The organism is Microbulbifer mixtoriginis (SeqCode), from assembly GCF_052468275.1.
In genome coordinates, this window is record NZ_CP174341.1 from 2,301,912 (window position 1) to 2,321,375 (window position 19,464).

General features: G+C 49.6%; 21 protein-coding genes and 1 tRNA gene. 17 read left to right on the top strand and 5 right to left on the bottom strand.

Going from position 1 to position 19,464, the window contains the following annotated elements:
• Positions 1 to 64 precede the first annotated feature (64 nt).
• From ACJJIC_RS10170 to hdeA, 3 genes are all read left to right on the top strand, one after another.
• Positions 65 to 499: an HNH endonuclease gene (locus ACJJIC_RS10170; protein WP_444910050.1), complete on the top strand. Its 435-nt coding sequence runs from the start codon at positions 65 to 67 to the stop codon at positions 497 to 499.
• Between the two features lie 461 nt (positions 500 to 960).
• The gene (locus ACJJIC_RS10175; protein WP_444910049.1) at positions 961 to 1,632 is read left to right on the top strand and encodes a hypothetical protein; all 672 of its coding nucleotides are present in this window, start codon (positions 961 to 963) and stop codon (positions 1,630 to 1,632) included.
• Between the two features lie 289 nt (positions 1,633 to 1,921).
• On the top strand, positions 1,922 to 2,404 hold the full coding sequence (gene hdeA, locus ACJJIC_RS10180; RefSeq protein WP_444910048.1) for an acid-activated periplasmic chaperone HdeA: 483 nt from the start codon (positions 1,922 to 1,924) through the stop codon (positions 2,402 to 2,404).
• 336 nt (positions 2,405 to 2,740) lie between these two features.
• Here hdeA and ACJJIC_RS10185 read toward each other — a convergent pair.
• Positions 2,741 to 2,816 (bottom strand) — tRNA-Arg (locus ACJJIC_RS10185).
• Between the two features lie 432 nt (positions 2,817 to 3,248).
• Here ACJJIC_RS10185 and ACJJIC_RS10190 point away from each other — a divergent pair.
• Positions 3,249 to 3,431 (top strand): PA3496 family putative envelope integrity protein, encoded by a 183-nt coding sequence (locus ACJJIC_RS10190; protein WP_252085312.1) that lies wholly within the window; start codon positions 3,249 to 3,251, stop codon positions 3,429 to 3,431.
• Between the two features lie 390 nt (positions 3,432 to 3,821).
• Here ACJJIC_RS10190 and ACJJIC_RS10195 read toward each other — a convergent pair whose 3' ends face one another.
• Positions 3,822 to 4,529: a 2OG-Fe(II) oxygenase gene (locus ACJJIC_RS10195; RefSeq protein WP_444910047.1), complete on the bottom strand. Its 708-nt coding sequence runs from the start codon at positions 4,527 to 4,529 to the stop codon at positions 3,822 to 3,824.
• A 314-nt stretch (positions 4,530 to 4,843) separates the two neighbouring features.
• Here ACJJIC_RS10195 and ccmA point away from each other — a divergent pair, with 314 nt between their 5' ends.
• The 8 genes from ccmA to ACJJIC_RS10235 all read left to right on the top strand — a co-directional run bounded on the left by ccmA (position 4,844) and on the right by ACJJIC_RS10235 (position 10,873).
• A complete protein-coding gene (ccmA, locus tag ACJJIC_RS10200) occupies positions 4,844 to 5,518 on the top strand; it encodes a cytochrome c biogenesis heme-transporting ATPase CcmA (RefSeq protein ID WP_445356851.1) in 675 nt (224 codons plus the stop codon).
• On the top strand, positions 5,505 to 6,218 hold the full coding sequence (gene ccmB / locus ACJJIC_RS10205; RefSeq protein ID WP_444924642.1) for a heme exporter protein CcmB: 714 nt from the start codon (positions 5,505 to 5,507) through the stop codon (positions 6,216 to 6,218). The genes ccmA and ccmB overlap by 14 nt, the downstream gene beginning before the upstream one ends.
• 13 nt (positions 6,219 to 6,231) lie before the next feature.
• Positions 6,232 to 6,975, top strand: coding sequence for a heme ABC transporter permease (locus tag ACJJIC_RS10210; protein ID WP_252085316.1), 744 nt, complete (start codon positions 6,232 to 6,234; stop codon positions 6,973 to 6,975).
• 1 nt (position 6,976) lies between these two features.
• Positions 6,977 to 7,201 (top strand): heme exporter protein CcmD, encoded by a 225-nt coding sequence (gene ccmD / locus ACJJIC_RS10215; RefSeq protein ID WP_252085317.1) that lies wholly within the window; start codon positions 6,977 to 6,979, stop codon positions 7,199 to 7,201.
• 82 nt (positions 7,202 to 7,283) lie between these two features.
• The gene (gene ccmE, locus ACJJIC_RS10220) at positions 7,284 to 7,733 is read left to right on the top strand and encodes a cytochrome c maturation protein CcmE (RefSeq protein WP_252085318.1); all 450 of its coding nucleotides are present in this window, start codon (positions 7,284 to 7,286) and stop codon (positions 7,731 to 7,733) included.
• Entirely contained in the window at positions 7,730 to 9,715 is a 1,986-nt protein-coding gene (locus ACJJIC_RS10225; protein ID WP_445356852.1) for a heme lyase CcmF/NrfE family subunit, read from the top strand. The genes ccmE and ACJJIC_RS10225 overlap by 4 nt, the downstream gene beginning before the upstream one ends.
• 17 nt (positions 9,716 to 9,732) lie before the next feature.
• On the top strand, positions 9,733 to 10,317 hold the full coding sequence (locus tag ACJJIC_RS10230) for a DsbE family thiol:disulfide interchange protein (RefSeq protein ID WP_444885463.1): 585 nt from the start codon (positions 9,733 to 9,735) through the stop codon (positions 10,315 to 10,317).
• Positions 10,280 to 10,873, top strand: coding sequence for an IMPACT family protein (locus tag ACJJIC_RS10235; protein WP_444910043.1), 594 nt, complete (start codon positions 10,280 to 10,282; stop codon positions 10,871 to 10,873). The genes ACJJIC_RS10230 and ACJJIC_RS10235 overlap by 38 nt, the downstream gene beginning before the upstream one ends.
• Before the next feature lie 56 nt (positions 10,874 to 10,929).
• On the opposite strand, the gene ACJJIC_RS10240 is transcribed toward ACJJIC_RS10235, so the two are convergent.
• Positions 10,930 to 12,144, bottom strand: coding sequence for a CaiB/BaiF CoA transferase family protein (locus tag ACJJIC_RS10240; RefSeq protein ID WP_445356853.1), 1,215 nt, complete (start codon positions 12,142 to 12,144; stop codon positions 10,930 to 10,932).
• A gap of 200 nt (positions 12,145 to 12,344) precedes the next feature.
• Here ACJJIC_RS10240 and ACJJIC_RS10245 point away from each other — a divergent pair, with 200 nt between their 5' ends.
• The 3 genes from ACJJIC_RS10245 to ACJJIC_RS10255 are packed head-to-tail and all read left to right on the top strand — an operon-like array spanning position 12,345 to position 14,307.
• A complete protein-coding gene (locus tag ACJJIC_RS10245) occupies positions 12,345 to 13,190 on the top strand; it encodes an HpcH/HpaI aldolase/citrate lyase family protein (protein WP_444910041.1) in 846 nt (281 codons plus the stop codon).
• 45 nt (positions 13,191 to 13,235) lie between these two features.
• Positions 13,236 to 13,763: a MaoC family dehydratase gene (locus ACJJIC_RS10250; RefSeq protein WP_444910040.1), complete on the top strand. Its 528-nt coding sequence runs from the start codon at positions 13,236 to 13,238 to the stop codon at positions 13,761 to 13,763.
• 25 nt (positions 13,764 to 13,788) lie between these two features.
• Positions 13,789 to 14,307: a MaoC family dehydratase gene (locus ACJJIC_RS10255; protein WP_444885459.1), complete on the top strand. Its 519-nt coding sequence runs from the start codon at positions 13,789 to 13,791 to the stop codon at positions 14,305 to 14,307.
• Between the two features lie 43 nt (positions 14,308 to 14,350).
• Here the strand turns inward: ACJJIC_RS10255 and ACJJIC_RS10260 are convergent, their stop codons facing one another.
• Both ACJJIC_RS10260 and ACJJIC_RS10265 read right to left on the bottom strand, forming a co-directional pair.
• A complete protein-coding gene (locus ACJJIC_RS10260) occupies positions 14,351 to 15,085 on the bottom strand; it encodes a 4'-phosphopantetheinyl transferase family protein (protein WP_444910039.1) in 735 nt (244 codons plus the stop codon).
• Positions 15,086 to 15,299: 214 nt separating this feature from the next.
• Positions 15,300 to 15,983, bottom strand: coding sequence for a glutathione S-transferase family protein (locus ACJJIC_RS10265; RefSeq protein ID WP_444910038.1), 684 nt, complete (start codon positions 15,981 to 15,983; stop codon positions 15,300 to 15,302).
• Between the two features lie 601 nt (positions 15,984 to 16,584).
• On the opposite strand from ACJJIC_RS10265, the gene ACJJIC_RS10270 reads away from it, so the two are divergent.
• Complete coding sequence (locus ACJJIC_RS10270) at positions 16,585 to 17,595, top strand: tryptophan--tRNA ligase (protein WP_444910037.1); 1,011 nt, start codon at positions 16,585 to 16,587, stop codon at positions 17,593 to 17,595.
• A gap of 89 nt (positions 17,596 to 17,684) precedes the next feature.
• A complete protein-coding gene (locus ACJJIC_RS10275) occupies positions 17,685 to 19,259 on the top strand; it encodes an AbgT family transporter (protein WP_444910036.1) in 1,575 nt (524 codons plus the stop codon).
• Positions 19,260 to 19,464: the final 205 nt, after the last annotated feature.

The window sequence follows — 19,464 nt, forward strand, 5'->3', positions numbered from 1 at the left end:
GATGTTCCTACGTATTATATGCATGGTGTTGATATTTGTAATTGTTGGTTGCAATGAGGGTACATTGCAATCGCCATCCGGTTTGGCGGGGCCTATAGAAGGGGAGGCTTCAGAGGGTTGTGAAAGCAATCGGTATAAGTTGTTAGTCCGCCTTTCCCTGGCTCCAGTCACACTGGGCGGAGAAGATGGCTGCAAGGTAGTCTCAGGTTTGTGGATGGACCCCTATAGCGGTAAGTTTATTCAACAGGCTTCCGATCTGGATGTTGAGCCAGTTGTTCCTGAGTCGTGGGCTCTTCGTCATGGCGGGAGGGGCTGGAGTAGCAAGCAACGTAGGGTCTTTGCTGAAGACCCGGCCAATACCTGGTTGATTGGCAAGGGGCATGGCCTGAGCCGGAATGGCCGAGGGCCTGATAAGTGGTTACCTCCTTATCAGCCCGCTCGTACTATTTATATACAGCAGTTTAGAGCTATTGCCAGAAAGTACAGGCTCGCTCAGTAAAAAATTGAGAAGTACACCCCATAGCAAGCCACTTATTACTGGCTTGCTATAAAGTGATCTCTTACATTGCGTGTAATCATTTGCAATCAAATTATATTGTTTCAAGGCTACTAATTCTGTTATCGATCCTTCCTCTTCTTTTTTGAATTTCCAATATCCCATTTTACTTTCTTGGCTGGCTAATTTATTTACTGGTAGCTGGTTGTTGTATCTGAATTGCGGACATCAATAGAAATCTCTTTGGGGTTCTTAAAGAATTCTGACATTAATGTCAGTCTAGTGATAAGGGACACCTTCTACCTTTGGCTTAAAGGCTAGGTTCTGCGATCACTTGAACTTCTAGTGCGTTGGGGATTGTGGTAGTGGTTATTGAAGGCTGCATAATTGAAGATATTCTTGGTCCGTTAGGGATCATAAGTTGGTAAAGTAATTCCTTAAATCAGTTTCCAGTTGGAGGAGGCATGAATAGAATTGCAGGAGTTTCGGCCATAGGTATGGGGCTAATCTATATCGCTGCTTTTATATTTTTTGGTTTATTTTGGGCTTTCCCGTCCGCCGGAAGCCCTGCTGAAAAGATGAGATTTTTGGAGGAGAACCAATTACTTTTTAATATTGTATACACATTGATGTATTTAGTCTTTGCTGTCTTGTTGGGGTGTTTGGTAGTAGGTTTATATGAAGAGTTAAAAAATAAAAATGCTGGACTCACCATTTTGGCGTCGCTGTTTGGGGCAATCTGGGTGGGATTGGTGATTGCTAGCGGTATGATTGCCAATATTGGGCTTGCCTATGCCATTGGATTGATGGAGCTCAGCCCGGATAAGGCCTTTGAAGCTTGGGGTGTGATTTACCTGATGGTTGAAAGCCTGGGGGGTGGCAATGAGTTGGTGGGTGGCCTCTGGGTACTCATAATAAGTTCAGTCGCTTTGCGAGCGGGAGTGTTTTCAAGATACCTGAATCTAGTTGGCCTGCTCGTTGGTACTGCAGGTGTTGCCACTATTTATCCAGAGGAAATTTTTCAGGAAATATTTGGCGTAAGTCAGATCGTCTGGTTTATCTGGATTGGAATTTCCCTACTTGGGAAAGAGCAAGAGGGAAATGATTGGGAGGGAGCAGAGATAGTTAATAGGTAGCTGAGAGATCAAGAGAATTTTCCGACGGTTTTATGAATGGCACGCCAAAAAATGAAAAAAGCGTCTATCCTTTCATTGGGTCAGGTAGTCTTTCACGAGGTGCCTTGGCTAGTGTTTCCGCTGTTATGGAGCTGGAGTGAGGCCTGTAAGGTAGTAACTCGCTATATTGCGCACAGCCCAAAGTGACCAGCCGGTATCGGCTTGGTCTGCTCCTGGGAAGCGAGCGGATTGCATATTACCTGCTGTCAATTCACGGGGTAATGCCCCTGAAAACCTTGGAGATTTTATTGTGAAAAGCACGCATTACATCCTTCCCTTGGTAATTGCCAGTCTTGCTGCTTCTGCTGCCCTGGCAGACAAACACCCCAAGAAGCCAGCAAAGGACTGGACCTGTGCCGACTTCCTGGCTATTGATGATGAATTTAAGCCAAAGGCGGTGTACTGGGCTTCAGCTTACTCAAAGCGTGGTAAGGAAGAGGGTGACATGTTGGATATCGATGGCACTGAAAAGGTGACACCGATGATTATTACGGCTTGTACCAAGGCGCCGAAGGAGTCCTTTTGGGCCAAGTTTAAGGATGAATGGCATAAAATGGGGCGTCATCACGGCAAGGACAAGTCTGATAATAAGATGATGAATATGCAGGATGGTAGCGGTACTAATAATACAGGTACCAGCCCGAATGGCACTACGAATCCAGGCACAACCCCCAATGGCACTAATGATGGCAGCGGTAACAATAATATGCAGAAGCAAAAGCAGAAACAGTAGCGCCTATCAGCTAACTAAGGTGATACAAGCCCGGCTCAGCCCGGGCTCTGCTTGTTTGGGAGAGGGGCTTGGGGAGGCCTCTAAGCGTGCTGTTTTAAGGAGGAGCTGCTATTGTTGCCCGATAGTGCGTAACAAAGGGAGTTGAGTTATGACGAAGACGGCGAGGGAAGAGGCGAAGCGAGGCAGGAATATAAACCGCTCTGCTAGGATGTTTTGGGGTGGCCTTCTTCTGGCGGGGCTTTTTCTGGCGCTTTTTATGCATTCAGCTAAAGCACTGGTTTCATAAGCTGACAGAAGTGCTGAAGTAAAGCTGATGCGTTGCGGGGGAGTGATTAATGGCGCCCCCGGGTGGACTCGAACCACCAGTCCGGACTTAGGAGGTCCGTGGTTTATCCTGTTAACCGACGGGGGCAGATCGCAGTTGGTTGCGAAGGGCGGCCATTCTATCTGCTACGAGGACAAATGTCATGTCGTGTTTATCTTCTCTGTCTATCTGAGAGTGTCCCCTTACTTTTCCAGAAACCGCTAAAAATTTGAACCTTGTCACTTGAAGTAACATGATGGCGACAGGGTTACTGCACTTCCCGCCGTATCTCTTCTCTTTCACTTTCGGCAATTCTTGGTAATTTTCTCAACTTATCTTGTTAGCTTTGTAACATTTAATGGGTTAATTCGCGGATGATTTTGCATGACGGAATTTTAAAATATTCTGAAGTAAACCTGTCATAGTTGTCTTGTAAATTTCTGCTTGACCAGGATTGTTTGGCATCGCTAATCTGCCAATGCACCGTAAAGTGCGATAAGGATGTTTCTGCTTTCACGGATCAAGATTATGGAGTTTCGTATGGGTGTTAACGTAAACGAAAAGCACATGGTTTTTGATGATGTGGATATTCCACAAATTGCAAATGAAGTACTAAGGCAAGCTACATCTCAGCCGCCACGGGATGCTCGTCGCATGGTTGAGGATAAACTGGAGGAAAGACGCTTAAGTCGAGAATTAATGGATTACGACTTTGATGCCTAGTTAAAAAACAATTAACCAATAGTCTTAGGATAGTGCGGTGCCTGCCGAGTTGATGTAGGTGATATAAGAGCGTTAACAGGGTTCACCGCACAATTAAATTTTTCGCCTTTGCACTCTTTCTTGTTAATGCTTGGTTTGCATTAGTACCAGCTAATCGAAGCCAGCTGGATCTACGTAATAAGTATCTCGCCTATCTTCTTTCGACTATTTCAATTGATAAAAATCAAGCGGCCAACAACCTGTCATTGAGCTTTACGTTGACGGTTTTTGGAATTTTTAAACCATCTCTGGTGCTGATTTCTAAAATGGGAATTAATTTTGGGATTGGGTAGGAAGGGGGTGCCGGCCATAGGCCAGAACCCTCTGTGAAGCATGAATGGTCAGAACAATTTACATTTGTGTAACCGTATCTTCCTTGTCTTCTTTTTTCTTGCCGCCAAACCAGCCCATCAGCTGCTTGAGTTTGTAAGAAAACTTTCCTCGCTTGGCTTTGCGTTCTTTATCGGCAGCGCTTACCAGCCAGGCAACTTGAATAACCAGGCGCTGTCCCTCAAAGGGGAGGTGGCCATGGAAGGAATTCTCGGCGCGCTTAAAAGCAGCAAGTGTCCCGTAAGAAGGGGGAACTTCTGGGGCGACGGTATCTTCGAAGTCGTCAATGCGCTTTAGAAAGCGTAAGCAGCCGTTGCCATCCAGCGTCCATTCAGGATTGAGGTAGAGTAAGGCCGTGGCAATTTTCGATTTGCCATCGGTGTGAATTCTGCCATGACGCTTTTTCAGGGTGCGGCTGATAGATACATAGGTTGGATACTGGGAGAGTTTTTCTATTCCTAGATTATTCCCGATCGTATCGGCGAATTCTGGATGGGTAAATTCCTCAATCAGGGTATTGATGGAATCTCCACATTCATGCTTCTCGTAGGGGAGGTAACCGGCCCCCTTAAGGTGTGGAAAGTCCTTCAGGAAGGAGGGCATCATCTCCTTGGTTAAAACATCACGGGCAACAAAAAATGGGAAGGGTTGGCGATTGAGAAGGATATCGTCACCGCTTATGGCGCTGGTATCAAGCCAGCGTTTGGCATCCACAGCTAGGCTAGTCATTATTGTGTGTCCTTACAGGCTGGTCCGGTGCTTTTATTCAGCACCGGGTTACATCAAAAGTTTCTATTGATGTTGACTACTGAGTCTCCCTCGAATTCCTATGAGGGGTGGTACTGGGTACCAACTCACAACCCTCAGGAAAATATCAGAGCTTGGGCATGGGGCCAATACTGGCGTAAAAAAACCCGCTGAATTCCTAAGGATTCTTGTTTGAGATCAAGTTAATGAGGTCAGGGGTGTTGAATATCATGCAATTAGCACAAGTGCCGGTATAATGCCGTTCAGATTTTCGTCAGAGCGGTTTTATCCAAGCAATGTCTGTGACTCCCAAGTCCCCAGCTGTATTGCAAGTGCGCGATCTCGCCTGTGAGCGAGATGGCCGGCGCTTGTTTGAGGGTCTTGATTTCTCCCTGGATGCCGGTGGGGCAATCCAGATCAAGGGAAGTAATGGTGCCGGTAAGACCACACTGTTACGTACCTTGATCGGCAGCACCAGTGATTTCAATGGGGAGATTCTCTGGCGCAATAGCCCCTTTCCCAAGGGACTGCGCGCTATGCGTGAGTCCCTTTTGTATATCGGCCACCGTGGTGGGGTTCGGGGAGGTCTTACGCCTCTGGAAAACCTTACTTGGTATGGGGCTACAGAGACCTCGGCGATGGAGGCTCTGGACAGGGTTGATCTATTCGGCTTTGAGGGTGCTCTTTGCAGCAGCTTATCGGCGGGCCAGAATCGCCGAGTGGCGCTGGCGCGACTCTTTCTTCCCCTGTCGCCCTGTTTGTGGATTCTCGATGAGCCCCTGACTGCTCTGGATGTCACCGGTGTTGCGGCACTGGAAAAACAAATGGCTGACCATCTTGCATGTGGCGGCTCTCTCCTTCTGACCTCCCACCAGCCTCTCAACCTGCCTGGCTTGGACTTTGTCGATTTGTCTGACTATGCAGTTGAGGAATCTTTTAACGAAATGGGGGGAGAGCATGTCTTTAACTGATGTCCAACAAAAGTCTGTTGGAGCACGCGCTACCCCAGGTTTTGTGGCGCTCTTTAAAATTGAAATGCTCCTGGCACTGCGCAAGCGAGCAGATATTGCCAACCCACTATTATTTTTTGTAACGGTTCTCGCTCTCTTACCATTGGGAGTGGGACCAGAGCCCGAACTATTGGCGAAAATGGCGCCGGGAATGATTTGGGTGATGGCGCTGCTTGCCACCATGCTCTCTCAAGAGAGTTTGTTCCGTGGGGACTTTGAAGATGGCACTTTGGAGCAGTTAGCACTGTTGCCCCAGCCCCTATATTTTGCCGTATTGGCTAAATCCCTGGTGCACTGGGTCGCAACGGGCCTGCCACTGGCACTTTTATCTCCGCTCCTGGCGTTGATGTTGAATTTGCCCTCTGAAGGGTATTTGTGTTTGTTTGTGTCGCTGTTTTTGGGGACCGCGAGCCTCAGTCTGATCGGCGCCATAGGTGCGGCGCTCACTGTGGCTCTGCGCCGCCCCGGGTTGTTGCTGGCGTTAATTGTTATGCCACTCTATGTGCCCGTGCTAATCTTCGGCACCGGCGCGGTGCAGGCGGCAATAGATGGCTATGCCTACAGCGCGCAGCTGGCGATTCTGGCCGCACTGTTGGCTGCTGCCGCAGCCCTGGCACCACTGGCGGCAGCGGGGGCAATACGTATCAGCCTGGATAATTGATTCGGAGGTCTTCTTGGCTTGGCAATGGTTTCACCGTTTGGGTTCACCGCGTTGGTTCTATCAAAAAACCAGTGGCTGGTTGCCCTGGCTGGCATTGGCCAGCGTTGTTTTGTTGGTGACGGGTTCGGTATGGGGTCTGGGGTTTGCCCCTGAGGATGCCAAGCAGGGCAATAGCTACCGTATTATCTTTATCCATGTGCCGGCGGCTTTCCTGGCCCTGGCAGGCTATTACATTATGGCGATCAGCGGCGCCATAGGCCTTATCTGGAAGATGAAACTCTCCTTTGCGGTGATGCGCGCAGCGGCTCCAATCGGCGCGGTACTCACTTTTATATCCCTTTTTACTGGCGCGGTCTGGGGAAAGCCCACCTGGGGCACCTACTGGGTTTGGGATGCCAGGATTACCTCAATGTTGATCCTGCTGTTTCTTTATATCGGTGTGATGGCGCTGTCCCAAGCGGTTAGTCGCGAGCAGGTGGCCGACAAGGCCAGTGCGCTATTAGCCCTGGTCGGGACGGTGAATATCCCAATTATTTACAAGTCGGTAGACTGGTGGTTTACCCTCCATCAGCCGGCAACTATCCGCCTGACAGAATCCAGCAGTATCGATCCCAGTATGTTTTACCCGCTGCTGGTAATGATTATCGGTTTCTATTGTACCTATGCCTGGACCCTGCTTATGCATACTCGCGCGTTGATACTACGCCGCGAGATGAAAACCCAATGGGTACAGCAGGAATTAGCTGGGGAGAAGTAAAGTGCAGTTTCAATTTGCCAATTTTGCAGACTTTCTGGCGATGGATGGCCACGGCATTTATGTGTGGATTTCCTTTGCTGTTACTTTTGCGGCTCTCGCAGCCTTAGTACTCTACCCACAGTTGGCGCGGCGGCGTCTACAGCGGGAGTTGCTTAAGCAGCAGCGCATTGCACAGCGCCGGCGCAAGGCTAAGGCGCAGCAGGCAGATATGGAAGAGCCAGCCTAGCTGGTAATCGATAGGGTTTTTCGCCCGGTGGCTACTGTGGCCGGGCAGATAAGATCAAAAACTTATGGAGTTCACCTAAACAATGCATCCCGTACGCAAGCAACGTCTGATCCTGGTACTTGTTCTGGTCGCCCTTTCCAGTGCCGCCGTAGGTTTTGTCACCTATGCGATGCGAGAAAATATGGATTATTTCTATGCTCCCAGCGCATTTGCCGCAGGTGAGGTGCCTTTTGAGAAGCGCATCCGCGCCGGTGGTTGTGTCGTACCGGGCAGTGTTCAACGCGCGGAAGACAGCCTGGATGTTCAGTTTGTTATTACCGATGGTGAGGCGGAATTGGCGGTCGTGTTCGATAAGATTCTGCCGGACCTATTTGCAGAAGGTGAAGCTGCAGTGATTAGCGGGCAGCTGATGCCCAGTGGCGTCTTGCGTGCCGATCAGGTACTAGCCAAGCACGATGAAAACTACACGCCTCCTGAAGTTGCGGAAAGCATGGTTTCCCACGAAGGCTGCACCGATGGAGCGAAGATATGATCCCTGAACTGGGCCATTTTGCGCTGATAGTCGGCTTGCTGCTGTCTCTTGCGCTTTCGATATTGCCAATAGCAGGCAGTTATAGTGCGCGTCCCCTGTGGATGGAGGCCGCGAGGCCACTGGCCTTGGGCGTCTTTGCGTTTGTTTTTATCGCTTATGTCTGCCTGACGGTCGCTTTTATCCAGAGCGACTTCACCGTTAACTATGTAGCGCAGAACTCCAACAGTATTCTCCCGATTTACTATAAGGTCACCGCGGTGTGGGGTGGTCATGAGGGCTCTATTCTGCTGTGGCTGTTGATCCAGGCAGGCTGGGCTGCGGCTGTGGCGCTATTTGGCCGCCAGTTGCCGCCGGAGCTGTTAGCGCGAGTGCTTTCAGTGCTGGGTATGGTACTGATCGGCTTTTTCCTCTTTATTATATTGACGTCTAATCCCTTCGATCGCACTTTGCCATTCCCGCCGATGGAGGGTTCCGACCTGAATCCGCTGCTGCAGGATCCAGGGATGATTTTCCATCCGCCTCTATTGTATATGGGCTACGTGGGATTCTCTGTCGCCTTCGCTTTCGCCATTGCTGCGCTCTTGGGCGGGCATTTGGATGCGGTTTGGGCTCGTTGGGCCAGACCCTGGACGGTAGTCGCTTGGGCTTTCCTCACTCTTGGAATCGCTCTGGGTAGCTGGTGGGCCTATTACGAATTGGGCTGGGGCGGTTGGTGGTTCTGGGACCCCGTGGAGAATGCCTCGCTGATGCCCTGGTTGGTGGGTACCGCACTAATGCACTCATTGGCAGTCACGGAAAAGCGCGGCTTGTTTAAAAGCTGGACTATTCTGCTGGCAATTTTTGCATTCAGTTTGAGCTTGTTGGGCACCTTCCTGGTGCGCTCCGGGGTGATTACTTCCGTGCATGCTTTCGCCACTGACCCGTTACGCGGTAGCTTTATCCTCGGATTTCTGGCGGTGGTTGTGGGAATCTCCTTGCTGTTGTTTGCGCTGCGTGCGCCAGCAGTGAGTGCTCGCAGTGTATTTTCCTTCCGCTCATTGGAGACCTTCCTGCTCGGTAACAATATCCTGCTGATCTTGATTATGGCGATGGTGCTGACTGGCACTTTATATCCGCTGGTGGCAGATGCCTTGAACCTGGGCAAAATCAGTGTTGGTCCTCCCTTCTTCAACCTGTTCTTTGTGCCCCTGATGGTGGTGCTTTGCCTGCTGCTGGGGATGGGGGTGCGTGCGAACTGGAAAGACAGCCGCTGGGACAAGCTTCTCAGCGCCTGGCGCCTGCCATTCCTGGCAGCCCTGGTGGTGGCTCTGGTTTGGCCTCTGGCCTTTGACCATTACCACTGGGGTGCGGTACTCGGCCTCTTTATTGGCGCCTGGGTATTTTGCGCGAGCCTTGCAGATATCGTTTCCAAAACCCGCAATGCCAAATCTTTTGTCGCCGGCCTTAAGCGTCAGCGCGCCAGTTACTACGGGATGCATCTTGCCCATATAGGCTTGGCAGTGGCTGTGCTGGGGGTAGTGTTAACGACCGTATACAGCGTGGAAGAAGATTTGCGTATGGGTGCTGGCGATAGCCACCAGGTGGCTGGCTACGACTTTGATTTCGGTGGAGTACGCCTGGCACAAGGCCCAAATTACCGTGCTTTCGAGGGCGTGATTCACGTTAGCAAGAATGGCAAGCCGGTTGCAGAGTTGTATCCGCAGAAGCGCAATTATTTCTCTGGCGGCAACACGATGACCGAAGCGGCAATTGATACTGGCTTATTCCGTGATATTTACGTTGCCCTCGGCGAGCCATTGGACCGCAGTAATCCCAGTGGGGATTGGGCCGTGCGCCTGCAGTACAAGGCCTTTGTGGTGTGGATTTGGTTGGGTGCCCTGCTAATGGCTATTGGTGGTGGCATTGCCGTGGCGGATAAGCGTTATCGCAAAGCTAAGGCTGCGCGTGAGGCATCTCTCAGCGGTAATTTGGCGGCGGCCTAAGTTTCGGGAAGAATTAAATGTCGAGATTAAAACTCTTTTTACCCCTGATAATTTTTGTGGCCCTGGCGCTTTTGTTTTGGCGTGGTTTGTTTTTGAATCCTCAGGAAATGCCTTCGGCATTGTTGAATAAGCCAGTGCCGGAGTTTTCCCTGGAAAAGGTTGCTGATAACAAGCAAGTCATGCAAAAAGGCGACCTGCCCAAGGGGCCGCACCTTCTTAATGTTTGGGCCACCTGGTGTGTGGCCTGCCGTGTTGAGCACCCCTACCTCAACGCCCTTGCAGAGCAGGGCGTACCTATTATTGGTGTTAACCTCAAGGACGATGATTCAGCGGCCATAAAATGGCTGGATAAATTTCACAACCCCTATCTCTTTAGCGTTGCCGACAGGGACGGGCGACTGGCCCTGGACCTGGGCGTCTTTGGTGCTCCAGAAACCTTCCTGGTGGATGCCGAGGGCACTATCCGTTGTAAACACGTTGGCATCGTGGACGATAAGGTGTGGCAAACTAAACTACAGCCACTTTACGAAAAACTAAAAAGCCAGCACTGGGACGCATTTGCCGGTGACCTATCAGATTCCCTCATCTCCCGTTGTCAGTGAGACTGAAGAGAAGAAAAGCCGTTTTATCTGTTGGTTGGGACCAGTAACGGATAAAACGGCCTTTCAGCATCAACTCCAAGAAATTCGCCAGCAGTACCCGGATGCCAGTCACCACTGCACGGCGTTGATTATCGGCAATCCCGCCAACCCCACTATGATGCAAGCCGATGATGATGGTGAGCCCGGCGGCAGTGCAGGGCGCCCAATGCTGGAGCTGCTCCTCAAGCAGGGTGTTGGCAATGTGGGCGCTATAGTGACCCGCTATTTTGGTGGAACCAAATTAGGGGTTGGCGGCCTGATGCGTGCCTATCGGGGATCGGTGGGGGCTGCTTTACAGGCTATGCCTTTGGAGAGCTTTGTGCCGTTACAGCAGGCTTCTGTATGTTGTGATTTTGCCCAGGAATCCCGCTTGCGTTTTCTGGTGGCCCGTCATCAGGGTAGTTGCGGCCAGGCGGATTATGCCAGCAAGGTAACAGTGTCTATTTCTTTACCGCAAGATCAATGGCAGTCCCTACGAGAGCTGCTGCTAGCGGAGGCATTTGAGTTTCAGGACTAATTTTTCCAGCTTGCTCGAGGTGTTTAAATAATCTCGTAGAAGCTGAGCTATTTGGGCTAGATGATACCTTGTTTAGCGAATTTTCCGATCTCTTCGGCTGAGTAACCCAATTCTTGTAAGATAGACTCGTTATCTTCCCCCATATGTGGAGCTCGCCGGAATTCTACCGTTTCATCTCCACAGTGTATTGATGGCGCCAGGATTTTGATCTCGTTGCCCGCATCGCTAGTCATGGAGCGAATTCTGCCGGTTTCCGTAACAAAAGGATTATTCAGGGCTTGCTCAACATCATAAATAGGAGCTGCAGGCACCCGGCCGGTTAGTATAGTGAGCCACTCTGTTGTAGTTTTTTTTGAGAAAATTTTGTCCAGCTCAGCCGTTAGGCTGTCGCGGTGTTTTAAGCGCGCTTTAAAGTCAACAAATCTTGGGTCCTGGCACAGTTCTGGGTGCCCTACGGCATTGCACAGCTCAACCCAGAATTTTTCCTTGTTACACATCAAGTAAATCCAGTCATCTTTGGTGGTGTATAGCTGGCAGGGGGTTAGGGAAAAGTGTGCAGAGCGAGGCGGTCTCTGTTGATTGTGACCGGCATTTAATTGCCACATGGCGACGTAACAGAGGTTATACAGCGCGTTATCAAATAAACTGACATCTATATCGCGGCCGCGACCCGTTTCCCGGGCACTGAGGATACCGGATACCAGGGCCAGAGCCATAGCCACTCCCGTAGATAAGTCCACCAAAGAGAGCCCACAGCGTGTGGGGGGGCTGTCGGGTTCTCCTGTTAATTTGAAATATCCCGCCTCTGCTTGCATGGGGTAATCATAACCGGGCCAGGTTGCCCTGCTTCCACTTCTGCCATAGGCCGTAAGGTGGGCACACACAATTCGTGGATTAATTTTTCTTAAGGCTTGGTAGGTGATGCCTAGCTTTTTTGGGACATCGCCGCGAAGGTTACAGCTAACTCCATCGGCAGTGGCAATAAGTTTTTGCAGTATCTGCTGTCCCTCCTCGGTTCTGAGATTGAGTGACAGGCTTTTTTTGTTGTGATTAAACCCTTGGAAAAACAAACTGCTGTTATCCTTATTTTCCTCCTCCTCCTCTTCGCCTTTTACAAAGTAAGGGCCAACTGTCCGGCCTACATCACCACCCAGAGAGACATCTTCCACCTTGATGATTTCCGCACCTAAATTGGCCAAATAGAGTGTGCCAAAAGGACCGGCACCATATTGCTCTACAGCAATCACGCGTACGTCTTTCAGGGGGAGCATAGAGTGACATTCCCGATGATTTCTATATTGGTGAGTGCAAGTTTAGGTTAGATATAAAGCGTATAGCGGGAAGGTTCTTTGTATAGGCAAGGTTATTGCTAAATCTAATGTACCTTTTATTTTAAGGCGGAGGTCGGCTGCTACTATGCATGGGTACTTGAACGGTCGGGGAATGGGTCCAATAAGTGAATACTACTGCCATGCATATAAAGAAGAGCTTTCTTTGTCGCAGCATTTTATTTGTGCCTGCCAGTCGACCGGATAGGTATCAAAAAGCTTTCACGAGTGGCGCAGATATAGCCTGCGTAGATTTAGAGGATGCCGTCGCCCCTGAGTTTAAAAAGGCGGCGCGACAGAATGTAGCAGAATTTTTTCCACCTCCAGACACTCAATCGTCCTTGAGAGCGCTACGTATCAATCAATTGTCATCAGAGGCAGGGTTAAGGGATGTTTTGTTACTGTTGGGGATGGGGTCAAAACCAGATATTGTAATTCTCCCCAAAGTGGAATCTGCCGAAGAAATCAGTTGGTTTAATGACTTGTTGGCGCCAGTTGAGCAATCAATCGGGCTTTTGCCGCTGGTTGAATCAGCAAAAGGCCTGCAGAACAGTTTGGATATCGCCAGTTCCGATAATGTACTGGCCATTGGTTTTGGTTTTGCAGACTTTTGTGCAGAAGTGGGGGCAGATATAAGCTGGGAATCTTTACGTTACGCTAGGGGGCGTATTCTACAGGCTGCGGCATACGCGAATATAGATGCTGTGGATGGCCCATATCTGGATCTAGAGGATATTGAGGGTTTGTTACGGGAAACCCAAAATGTAGCCGCATTAGGTTTTCGTGGAAAAATAGTTTTGCATCCAAGGCAAATCGACCCTGTTCACCAAGGGCTTTCCCCCACAGAAGAAACTGTGCAAAGAGCGCGAAAAATCGTGCAGGCGTTTAAAGAGAACCCCAGTGGTGTAGTGGTGGTTGATGGGCGCATGGTGGATCTACCAGTGGTAGAACGGGCGAGAAAATTGGTTGCCTTGGTAGATAGGCAGTAATTCAAGCAGGACTACTGGTATTAATGCCTAAAGCAGAGGGCTCTTATGGATCGATATCGTTTCCCCGCGTATATTTTTCTTGGCAATAATCGCTACCGGGAGCGTTATGGTTTGGATTTCGAGGATTTTAAGGTGGGGCAGGTTTTTCGTCACCGACCGGGGGTGACTATCAGTCAGCAAGATAATGTCGAAGAGTGTGTGAATACTTTTAACCAGGCGATGATTCATTTTGATGAGTACTATGCCGAACACACCGAATTTAAAACACCTCTCATTAATACAACTCTGATCGTTCAGCGTTTAATGGGTATGATTTGGAAAACTTACTACCGTCGCAAGAGAATTGTTGAGTGGGGTAGTATTGATATGCTGGCTCCGGTATTTGGAGGTGATACTTTATATGCCGAGAGTGAAGTGCTGTTTGTCGGTGCCAATCTGAAAGATTCGGAGTCTGGCCTGATTGAGATTTTACTGAGCGGCTCCAATCAAAAACAACAAAAAACTTGTGAGATACGTTGTACCATGCTGGTTTACAAGCGAGAACATCTGCCATTTTCCGCAAAAAATTATTGATTACTATTTTGCTTGGGAGAAAGTTGTGAAGGATTCGTTGCATTTTCTCAGGGAGGTTGAGCCAAATACCTATATCGAAACCTGTGGCGTTGACTTTGAAGATTTCGAAGAAGGGCAGGTATTCGAGCATCGGCCAGGTCATACTTTCTCTGAGGCTAGCTGCTTACGCTATGCACGCCACTCTTTTGATTTGAGCCCTGGATATTCTGACCAACGCTATGCTCGTAGAGTTTATGGTGACAGAGTTAGAGTGCCTGAGACCTTTGTTTTGAGTGCAATGGCTTTGACAACCCGGACATTTGGTAAAGTGGTTGCCAACTTGAGCATGGTAAATTGCAAAGTGGATGCGGTTTACGCTGGAGATACTTTATATTTGGAGTCGGAAGTATTGGGTAAGCGAAAATCCAAATCACGCCCCGATCAAGGTTTACTACATGTTAGTTCCCGTGCTCTCAACCAACATGGTGCCTGTGTGTGTTCTTTTGAGCGTAAGCTATTGATCTATCGACGCAATCTTGGGCCCTATGAAAGGGCTGGATATTAACTTCGATACAATCGAGAAGCTCCAGATTCTTGTCCAAGAGCGCCTACAAGAATTCCTGATGTTCAACCAGTGTAATAATGCCCTCCCTGTGGGACCTATAGGTTCCTGAAAACAGCTGCCCTTTACTGACAGCGGTACACAGATCGCGATTGATAGTTAATACTAATTTGCGGTTTTTGCAGTCAATATGCACTATTTCGGCATCGAGAAAATCGAAGTATTGCTTAACAGTAGGGTAGAGTGCCTTAAATAAGCTCTCTTTAGTAGAGAAGGCAATGGTTATCCACTGTCGGAAGGGTAACCCGCTTTTACTAAGGAGGGCTTCCTCTGCTCGGTTGATTATATGGCTTTTTATTTCATTCGCAGTGTTTATAGCGATTGTCGGCTCATAATCAATGCCTAGGGCCTGTGGCTTATTGTTTATGGCACATATGGCAAGGTTATCCGCATGGGTGATAGAGCCTGAGATATCTGCTGGCCATAGAGGGCTTCGGTTGGGGCCAATGGGTATAGGTATGTTCATAAGCCCAAAATAACTTAGTGCAAGGTGCGCACAATACCTGCCTGCAAGGAATTCGGCTTTGCGTTTTTTATAAGCGTGGGTGATTTCAGATGGGAATTGGATACCCAGCTTTGAAAACAAATCATCCTGATAATTGTCCTGGTCGAATTGGCATTCCAGTACCAGGCCTGAAAAATTCAGGGGTTTAATGGGTGAAGCATCTGTAATAAATCCAAATTTATAGTTTAAAGGTGCTTCTTGCTTGGTGTGTAACATTACGGCTATTGGTGCTTGTGGCTGCTGCCTCTACCTGCTTGTAGAGTGAGTTTTACAAAGTAAATTTTTGTAAGACATTCTGCCATAGAGCAGTTGCCGATGCAGCTGTACTTGGCTGCACCGGGGCATGTTGTATGAATGACTATGCTCCAGAACTAAAAATCAGTAATTTTTATGGGAGCCGGATGCATCTAATTAAAAAAGCCAGTAAGGGCTATTTTTGGCGTAAATCTGCCACAATCGTTCCAAAACTCCGGGCTTCCTCCTCATGAGCGGTCTCCCTCCAGGGTTCTTGAATCGCATCCGCTATCCACTTTTGCATTGAAGGAAGATTGTGAATCAGCTCAATATACTGCTTCGCGGTTTTGCTAACAGGTAAATGATAGTTTTTGGCCCTAATTGTTACTGGAGCAAAGAAGGCGTCGACAGTGGTAAATTCCTCGCCAGCCAAAAATGGTCCGCCGAATCTCTGGATACCTTCATTCCATAACTCATCAATCCGCTTGATATCTTTTTGCAGGGGCTCTGAAATTTCATGCAGCTCAACGCTTAGGCCGCAGTTCATTGGGCAGATATTTCTCAGCGCAGAAAAACCAGAATGCATTTCTGCGGAAGCGCTGCGTGACCAGGCACGAGTTACTCGCTCACTCGGCCAGACCTGCGGGAAGTCTTCGGCAATGTACTCAGTAATCGCTAGGGAATCCCAAATCGTCACGTCTTCTGTTTTCAGGCAGGGCACTTGTCCGGTTGGAGAGAAGCCGTGAAATTTTTCCCAACTGCCGCCTTCCTCAAAGGTAACCAGCTTTTCATTAAAAGGTATCTCCAAATGGTGCATCAACAACCAAGGTCTAAGAGACCAGGAGGAGTAGTTTTTATTTCCAATAAACAATTGATACATAAGCTTCCTCTATATGTAGTTTTGGTGTTGGAGACATGGTTGGACAGCGGTTTTTGGCTTCCATCATCGCCGGACGATATCTGATCAATATTACTGCCTGAGGAATAGTATCCTCATAATTGCTATCCGCTGCGATTGGCCTGAAGGCCAATTAGCGCTAACTTTGCGCCAATGACGTTTTCTTTGTGGTTTAGTCGGAACGTGCAAGGAATTTGGTTATTAGGAGTGGAGACCAGCATGACAGGAAAGGGGGAGACTTTACACGTAGACATATTGGCACATAGTGAGGTTGCACAGGTTGAATTGGGGTGTCCTACATAGAAAGGCGCTGGAGTCGGTGAGTTATCAGCCCAGCTGGTCGGTTTTGAAAGTTGCACCACTTTCGCAGAGCCTTCTGGGTTTCAGCCAGTCAGTACCGCGGGAAGTTTTCTGCTGAAGTCGGGTTCTCTGGTGTTTTGGCGTTAGGGACAGCGATATACGTACTCCGGTATGGCTGGAGCAAGGCCTGGAAGTGGATGCCTTCGGCTGATACAACCTCGGGCGCGAACAGGTTATGATTCCTCCTTTATTGCCTGAACTCAGTACGGAAAACGAAGGATTTATGAGCAAACAGCGCGTATTGACCGGTATCACGACCACCGGTACTCCCCATCTGGGTAACTATGTTGGTGCGATTCGCCCGGCCATCGCCGCAAGCCAGGACGAGAACAACCAGTCTTTTTATTTCCTGGCGGATTATCACGCGTTGATTAAGTGCCAGGACCCGGAACAGGTGCATCAGTCCACCTTGGAGATTGCGGCAACCTGGCTGGCGCTGGGATTGAATACAGATAATGTGGTTTTCTATCGTCAATCGGATATCCATGAAATCCCCGAGTTGACCTGGCTGCTTACCTGTATGACTGGTAAAGGCTTGATGAATCGCGCCCATGCCTATAAGGCCGCCGTGGATGCCAACCGTGCAGATGGCGAAGACTCCGATTTTGGCGTCACTATGGGGCTCTATAGCTACCCGATCCTAATGGCCGCAGACATCTTGATGTTCAATGCCAATAAGGTGCCGGTGGGTAAAGACCAGGTGCAGCATATTGAGATGGCTCGCGATATCGCTCAGCGCTTCAATCATCACTATGGTGAGCATTTTGCCCTACCCGAGGCGGTAGTGGATGACCACGTGGCTGTTCTCCAGGGGCTCGATGGCCGCAAGATGAGCAAGAGCTACGGCAATACCATCCCCTTATTCCTGCCTGAGAAAAAACTGAAAAAGCATATCAACAAGATCAAGACCAATCTCCTGGAGCCGGGCGAGCCTAAAGACCCGGACACTTCCACGGTTTTTCAAATTTGGCAGGCATTCGCTACTCAGGAGCAAACCGCCGAAATGCGCAAAGCTTTTGCAGAGGGCATTGCCTGGGGCGAGGCCAAGAAGCAGCTATTCGAACTGGTCAATGGCCAGATTGGCGAGGCGCGTGAACGCTATAACGCTCTGCTTGAGAACCCCTCCCAAATTGAAGAGGAGCTGGAGAAAGGTGCAGCCAAGGCCCGTGCCTACTCGGCACCTTTTATCGAGAAATTGCGTCACGCGGTGGGTATTCGCAAGATTGGCCAGTAGTCATTTTTACAACGTGGGGAGCTACGGTTAAGAAGTTTTTCCCACGCCTTTCACTCTAATAACAAATAACGAAAGTACAGGGTTTCAATATGGAAAATGTTCAGGCAGGTCCCACTGGGGGCGATGATGCCAATAACAAAAATGGTTGGATCAACCGGGCACTGAATTTTATTGAGGTTGTGGGTAATAAACTGCCCGACCCGGCGGTGCTCTTCCTGGTATTGATGGTGGCCATTTGGGTGCTGTCCTGGCTGTTATCTGGTGTGAGTTTCGATACTTTACACCCAGCCACGGGAGAAGCGATTCAGGTAACCAATCTTCTCTCCAGTAGTGAGCTGGCCCGCTTTCTCTCTAGTATGGTGACAACCTTTACTGGCTTTGCGCCTCTCGGCGTCGTGTTGGTGGCTATGTTGGGTGTGGGTGTCGCGGAACAGAGTGGCTTTATCAATGCAGTGCTGAAAAAGCTGCTGGCGATAACGCCACAGATGCTGCTTACCCCCATGTTGATTCTGGTGGCGATTGTCAGTCACACCGCAGTGGATGCCGGCTATGTGCTGGTGATTCCCTTAGGTGGTGTGATTTTCTATGCGGCCGGTCGTCATCCACTGGCGGGAATTGCCGCCGCTTTTGCCGGCGTGTCAGGTGGTTTCTCGGCGAACTTTGTGCCCTCGGCAATTGATCCCTTACTCCAGGGCTTTACTCAAACCGCGGCACAGATCGTTGATCCGGAGATGCAGGTCAACCCGCTTAACAACTGGTTCTTCACCTCTGCGTCCTGCCTGGTGGTCACCATGTTGGGCTGGTGGCTGACCGATAAGGTGATCGAACCCCGCTTGAAGAATGTTGCCATTGATGGCGATAAAGAAGATATGCCGGTAATGCAGGAGCTGGGCGCCCGCGAGAAGAAGGCGATGTACCTGGCAGTTACCGTAATGGTTGCCGGTATTGTGGGCCTTATCGCCTGGATGTTGCCGGAGACCTCTGCATTGCGCGATTCCCAGGGGCAGCTCGCCTCCTTTGCTGCGCCGGTGATGAAGTCTATTGTGCCGCTGATCTTCCTGTTGTTCATTATCCCGGGAGTCGTTTTTGGCTTTGCCGCTGGGACTTTCCATAAGAGTAAGGATGTAATTGATGCGATGTCCAAGACCATGGGTTCCATGGCCTATTACATCGTGATGGCCTTTTTCTGTGCGTTGTTTATTTCCGAATTTGCCCGCTCAGGCCTAGGTACTCTGTTGTCGATTGAGGGGGGTGGTCTACTGGCGGCTATGAACCTGCCGGGCCCGATCACCCTGATGGGGATTATTGTATTGGTGGCGTTCATCAATCTGTTTGTGGGGTCTGCCTCCGCCAAGTGGGCGTTGCTCTCCCCGATTTTTGTGCCCATGCTGATGCAGATTGGATTCTCTCCGGATCTGACTCAGGCGGCTTACCGGGTTGGTGACTCCTCCACTAATATCATTACGCCATTGATGCCTTACTTCCCGCTGGTAGTGGTGTATTGTCAGCGCTATGTGAAGGGCACAGGTATAGGTACTCTGGTATCTATTATGCTGCCTTACTCGGTAGTGTTCCTGATCTGCTGGACCCTGTTCCTCGTTCTTTACTGGAACCTGGGTATGCCTTTGGGTCTGCAGGCCAGCTATACCTATCCAACGCCTTAGCAGTTGGCTCCGGTGAGGGTTAATCCGCGCTGGAGCATAAAATTATTTTGCCTTCAGAGGTGCCCGAGACTCAGGGCGCCTCACCTCCCGTGAAGTGCCGGTTGAAAATTAACCGAACACCTGCCAGCCTGCTCTGCACGCTCCCGCCAAAATATAAAAATATTGGCTAATTTCTGCTCTTACAGATTGGCTGTATTAGTTAGTG

Coding starts and splice junctions, on each gene's coding strand:
- ACJJIC_RS10240 (WP_445356853.1), bottom strand. CDS start 12,144: ATGCTCCCCCTGAAAGACGTACGCGTGATTGCTGTAGAGCAATATGGT.
- ccmA (WP_445356851.1), top strand. CDS start 4,844: ATGTCTGTGACTCCCAAGTCCCCAGCTGTATTGCAAGTGCGCGATCTC.
- ACJJIC_RS10270 (WP_444910037.1), top strand. CDS start 16,585: ATGAGCAAACAGCGCGTATTGACCGGTATCACGACCACCGGTACTCCC.
- ACJJIC_RS10230 (WP_444885463.1), top strand. CDS start 9,733: ATGTCGAGATTAAAACTCTTTTTACCCCTGATAATTTTTGTGGCCCTG.
- ACJJIC_RS10250 (WP_444910040.1), top strand. CDS start 13,236: ATGGATCGATATCGTTTCCCCGCGTATATTTTTCTTGGCAATAATCGC.
- ccmB (WP_444924642.1), top strand. CDS start 5,505: ATGTCTTTAACTGATGTCCAACAAAAGTCTGTTGGAGCACGCGCTACC.
- ccmE (WP_252085318.1), top strand. CDS start 7,284: ATGCATCCCGTACGCAAGCAACGTCTGATCCTGGTACTTGTTCTGGTC.
- ACJJIC_RS10265 (WP_444910038.1), bottom strand. CDS start 15,983: ATGTATCAATTGTTTATTGGAAATAAAAACTACTCCTCCTGGTCTCTT.
- ACJJIC_RS10225 (WP_445356852.1), top strand. CDS start 7,730: ATGATCCCTGAACTGGGCCATTTTGCGCTGATAGTCGGCTTGCTGCTG.
- ACJJIC_RS10260 (WP_444910039.1), bottom strand. CDS start 15,085: ATGTTACACACCAAGCAAGAAGCACCTTTAAACTATAAATTTGGATTT.
- ACJJIC_RS10275 (WP_444910036.1), top strand. CDS start 17,685: ATGGAAAATGTTCAGGCAGGTCCCACTGGGGGCGATGATGCCAATAAC.
- ACJJIC_RS10195 (WP_444910047.1), bottom strand. CDS start 4,529: ATGACTAGCCTAGCTGTGGATGCCAAACGCTGGCTTGATACCAGCGCC.
- ACJJIC_RS10190 (WP_252085312.1), top strand. CDS start 3,249: ATGGGTGTTAACGTAAACGAAAAGCACATGGTTTTTGATGATGTGGAT.
- ACJJIC_RS10245 (WP_444910041.1), top strand. CDS start 12,345: ATGCATATAAAGAAGAGCTTTCTTTGTCGCAGCATTTTATTTGTGCCT.
- ACJJIC_RS10175 (WP_444910049.1), top strand. CDS start 961: ATGAATAGAATTGCAGGAGTTTCGGCCATAGGTATGGGGCTAATCTAT.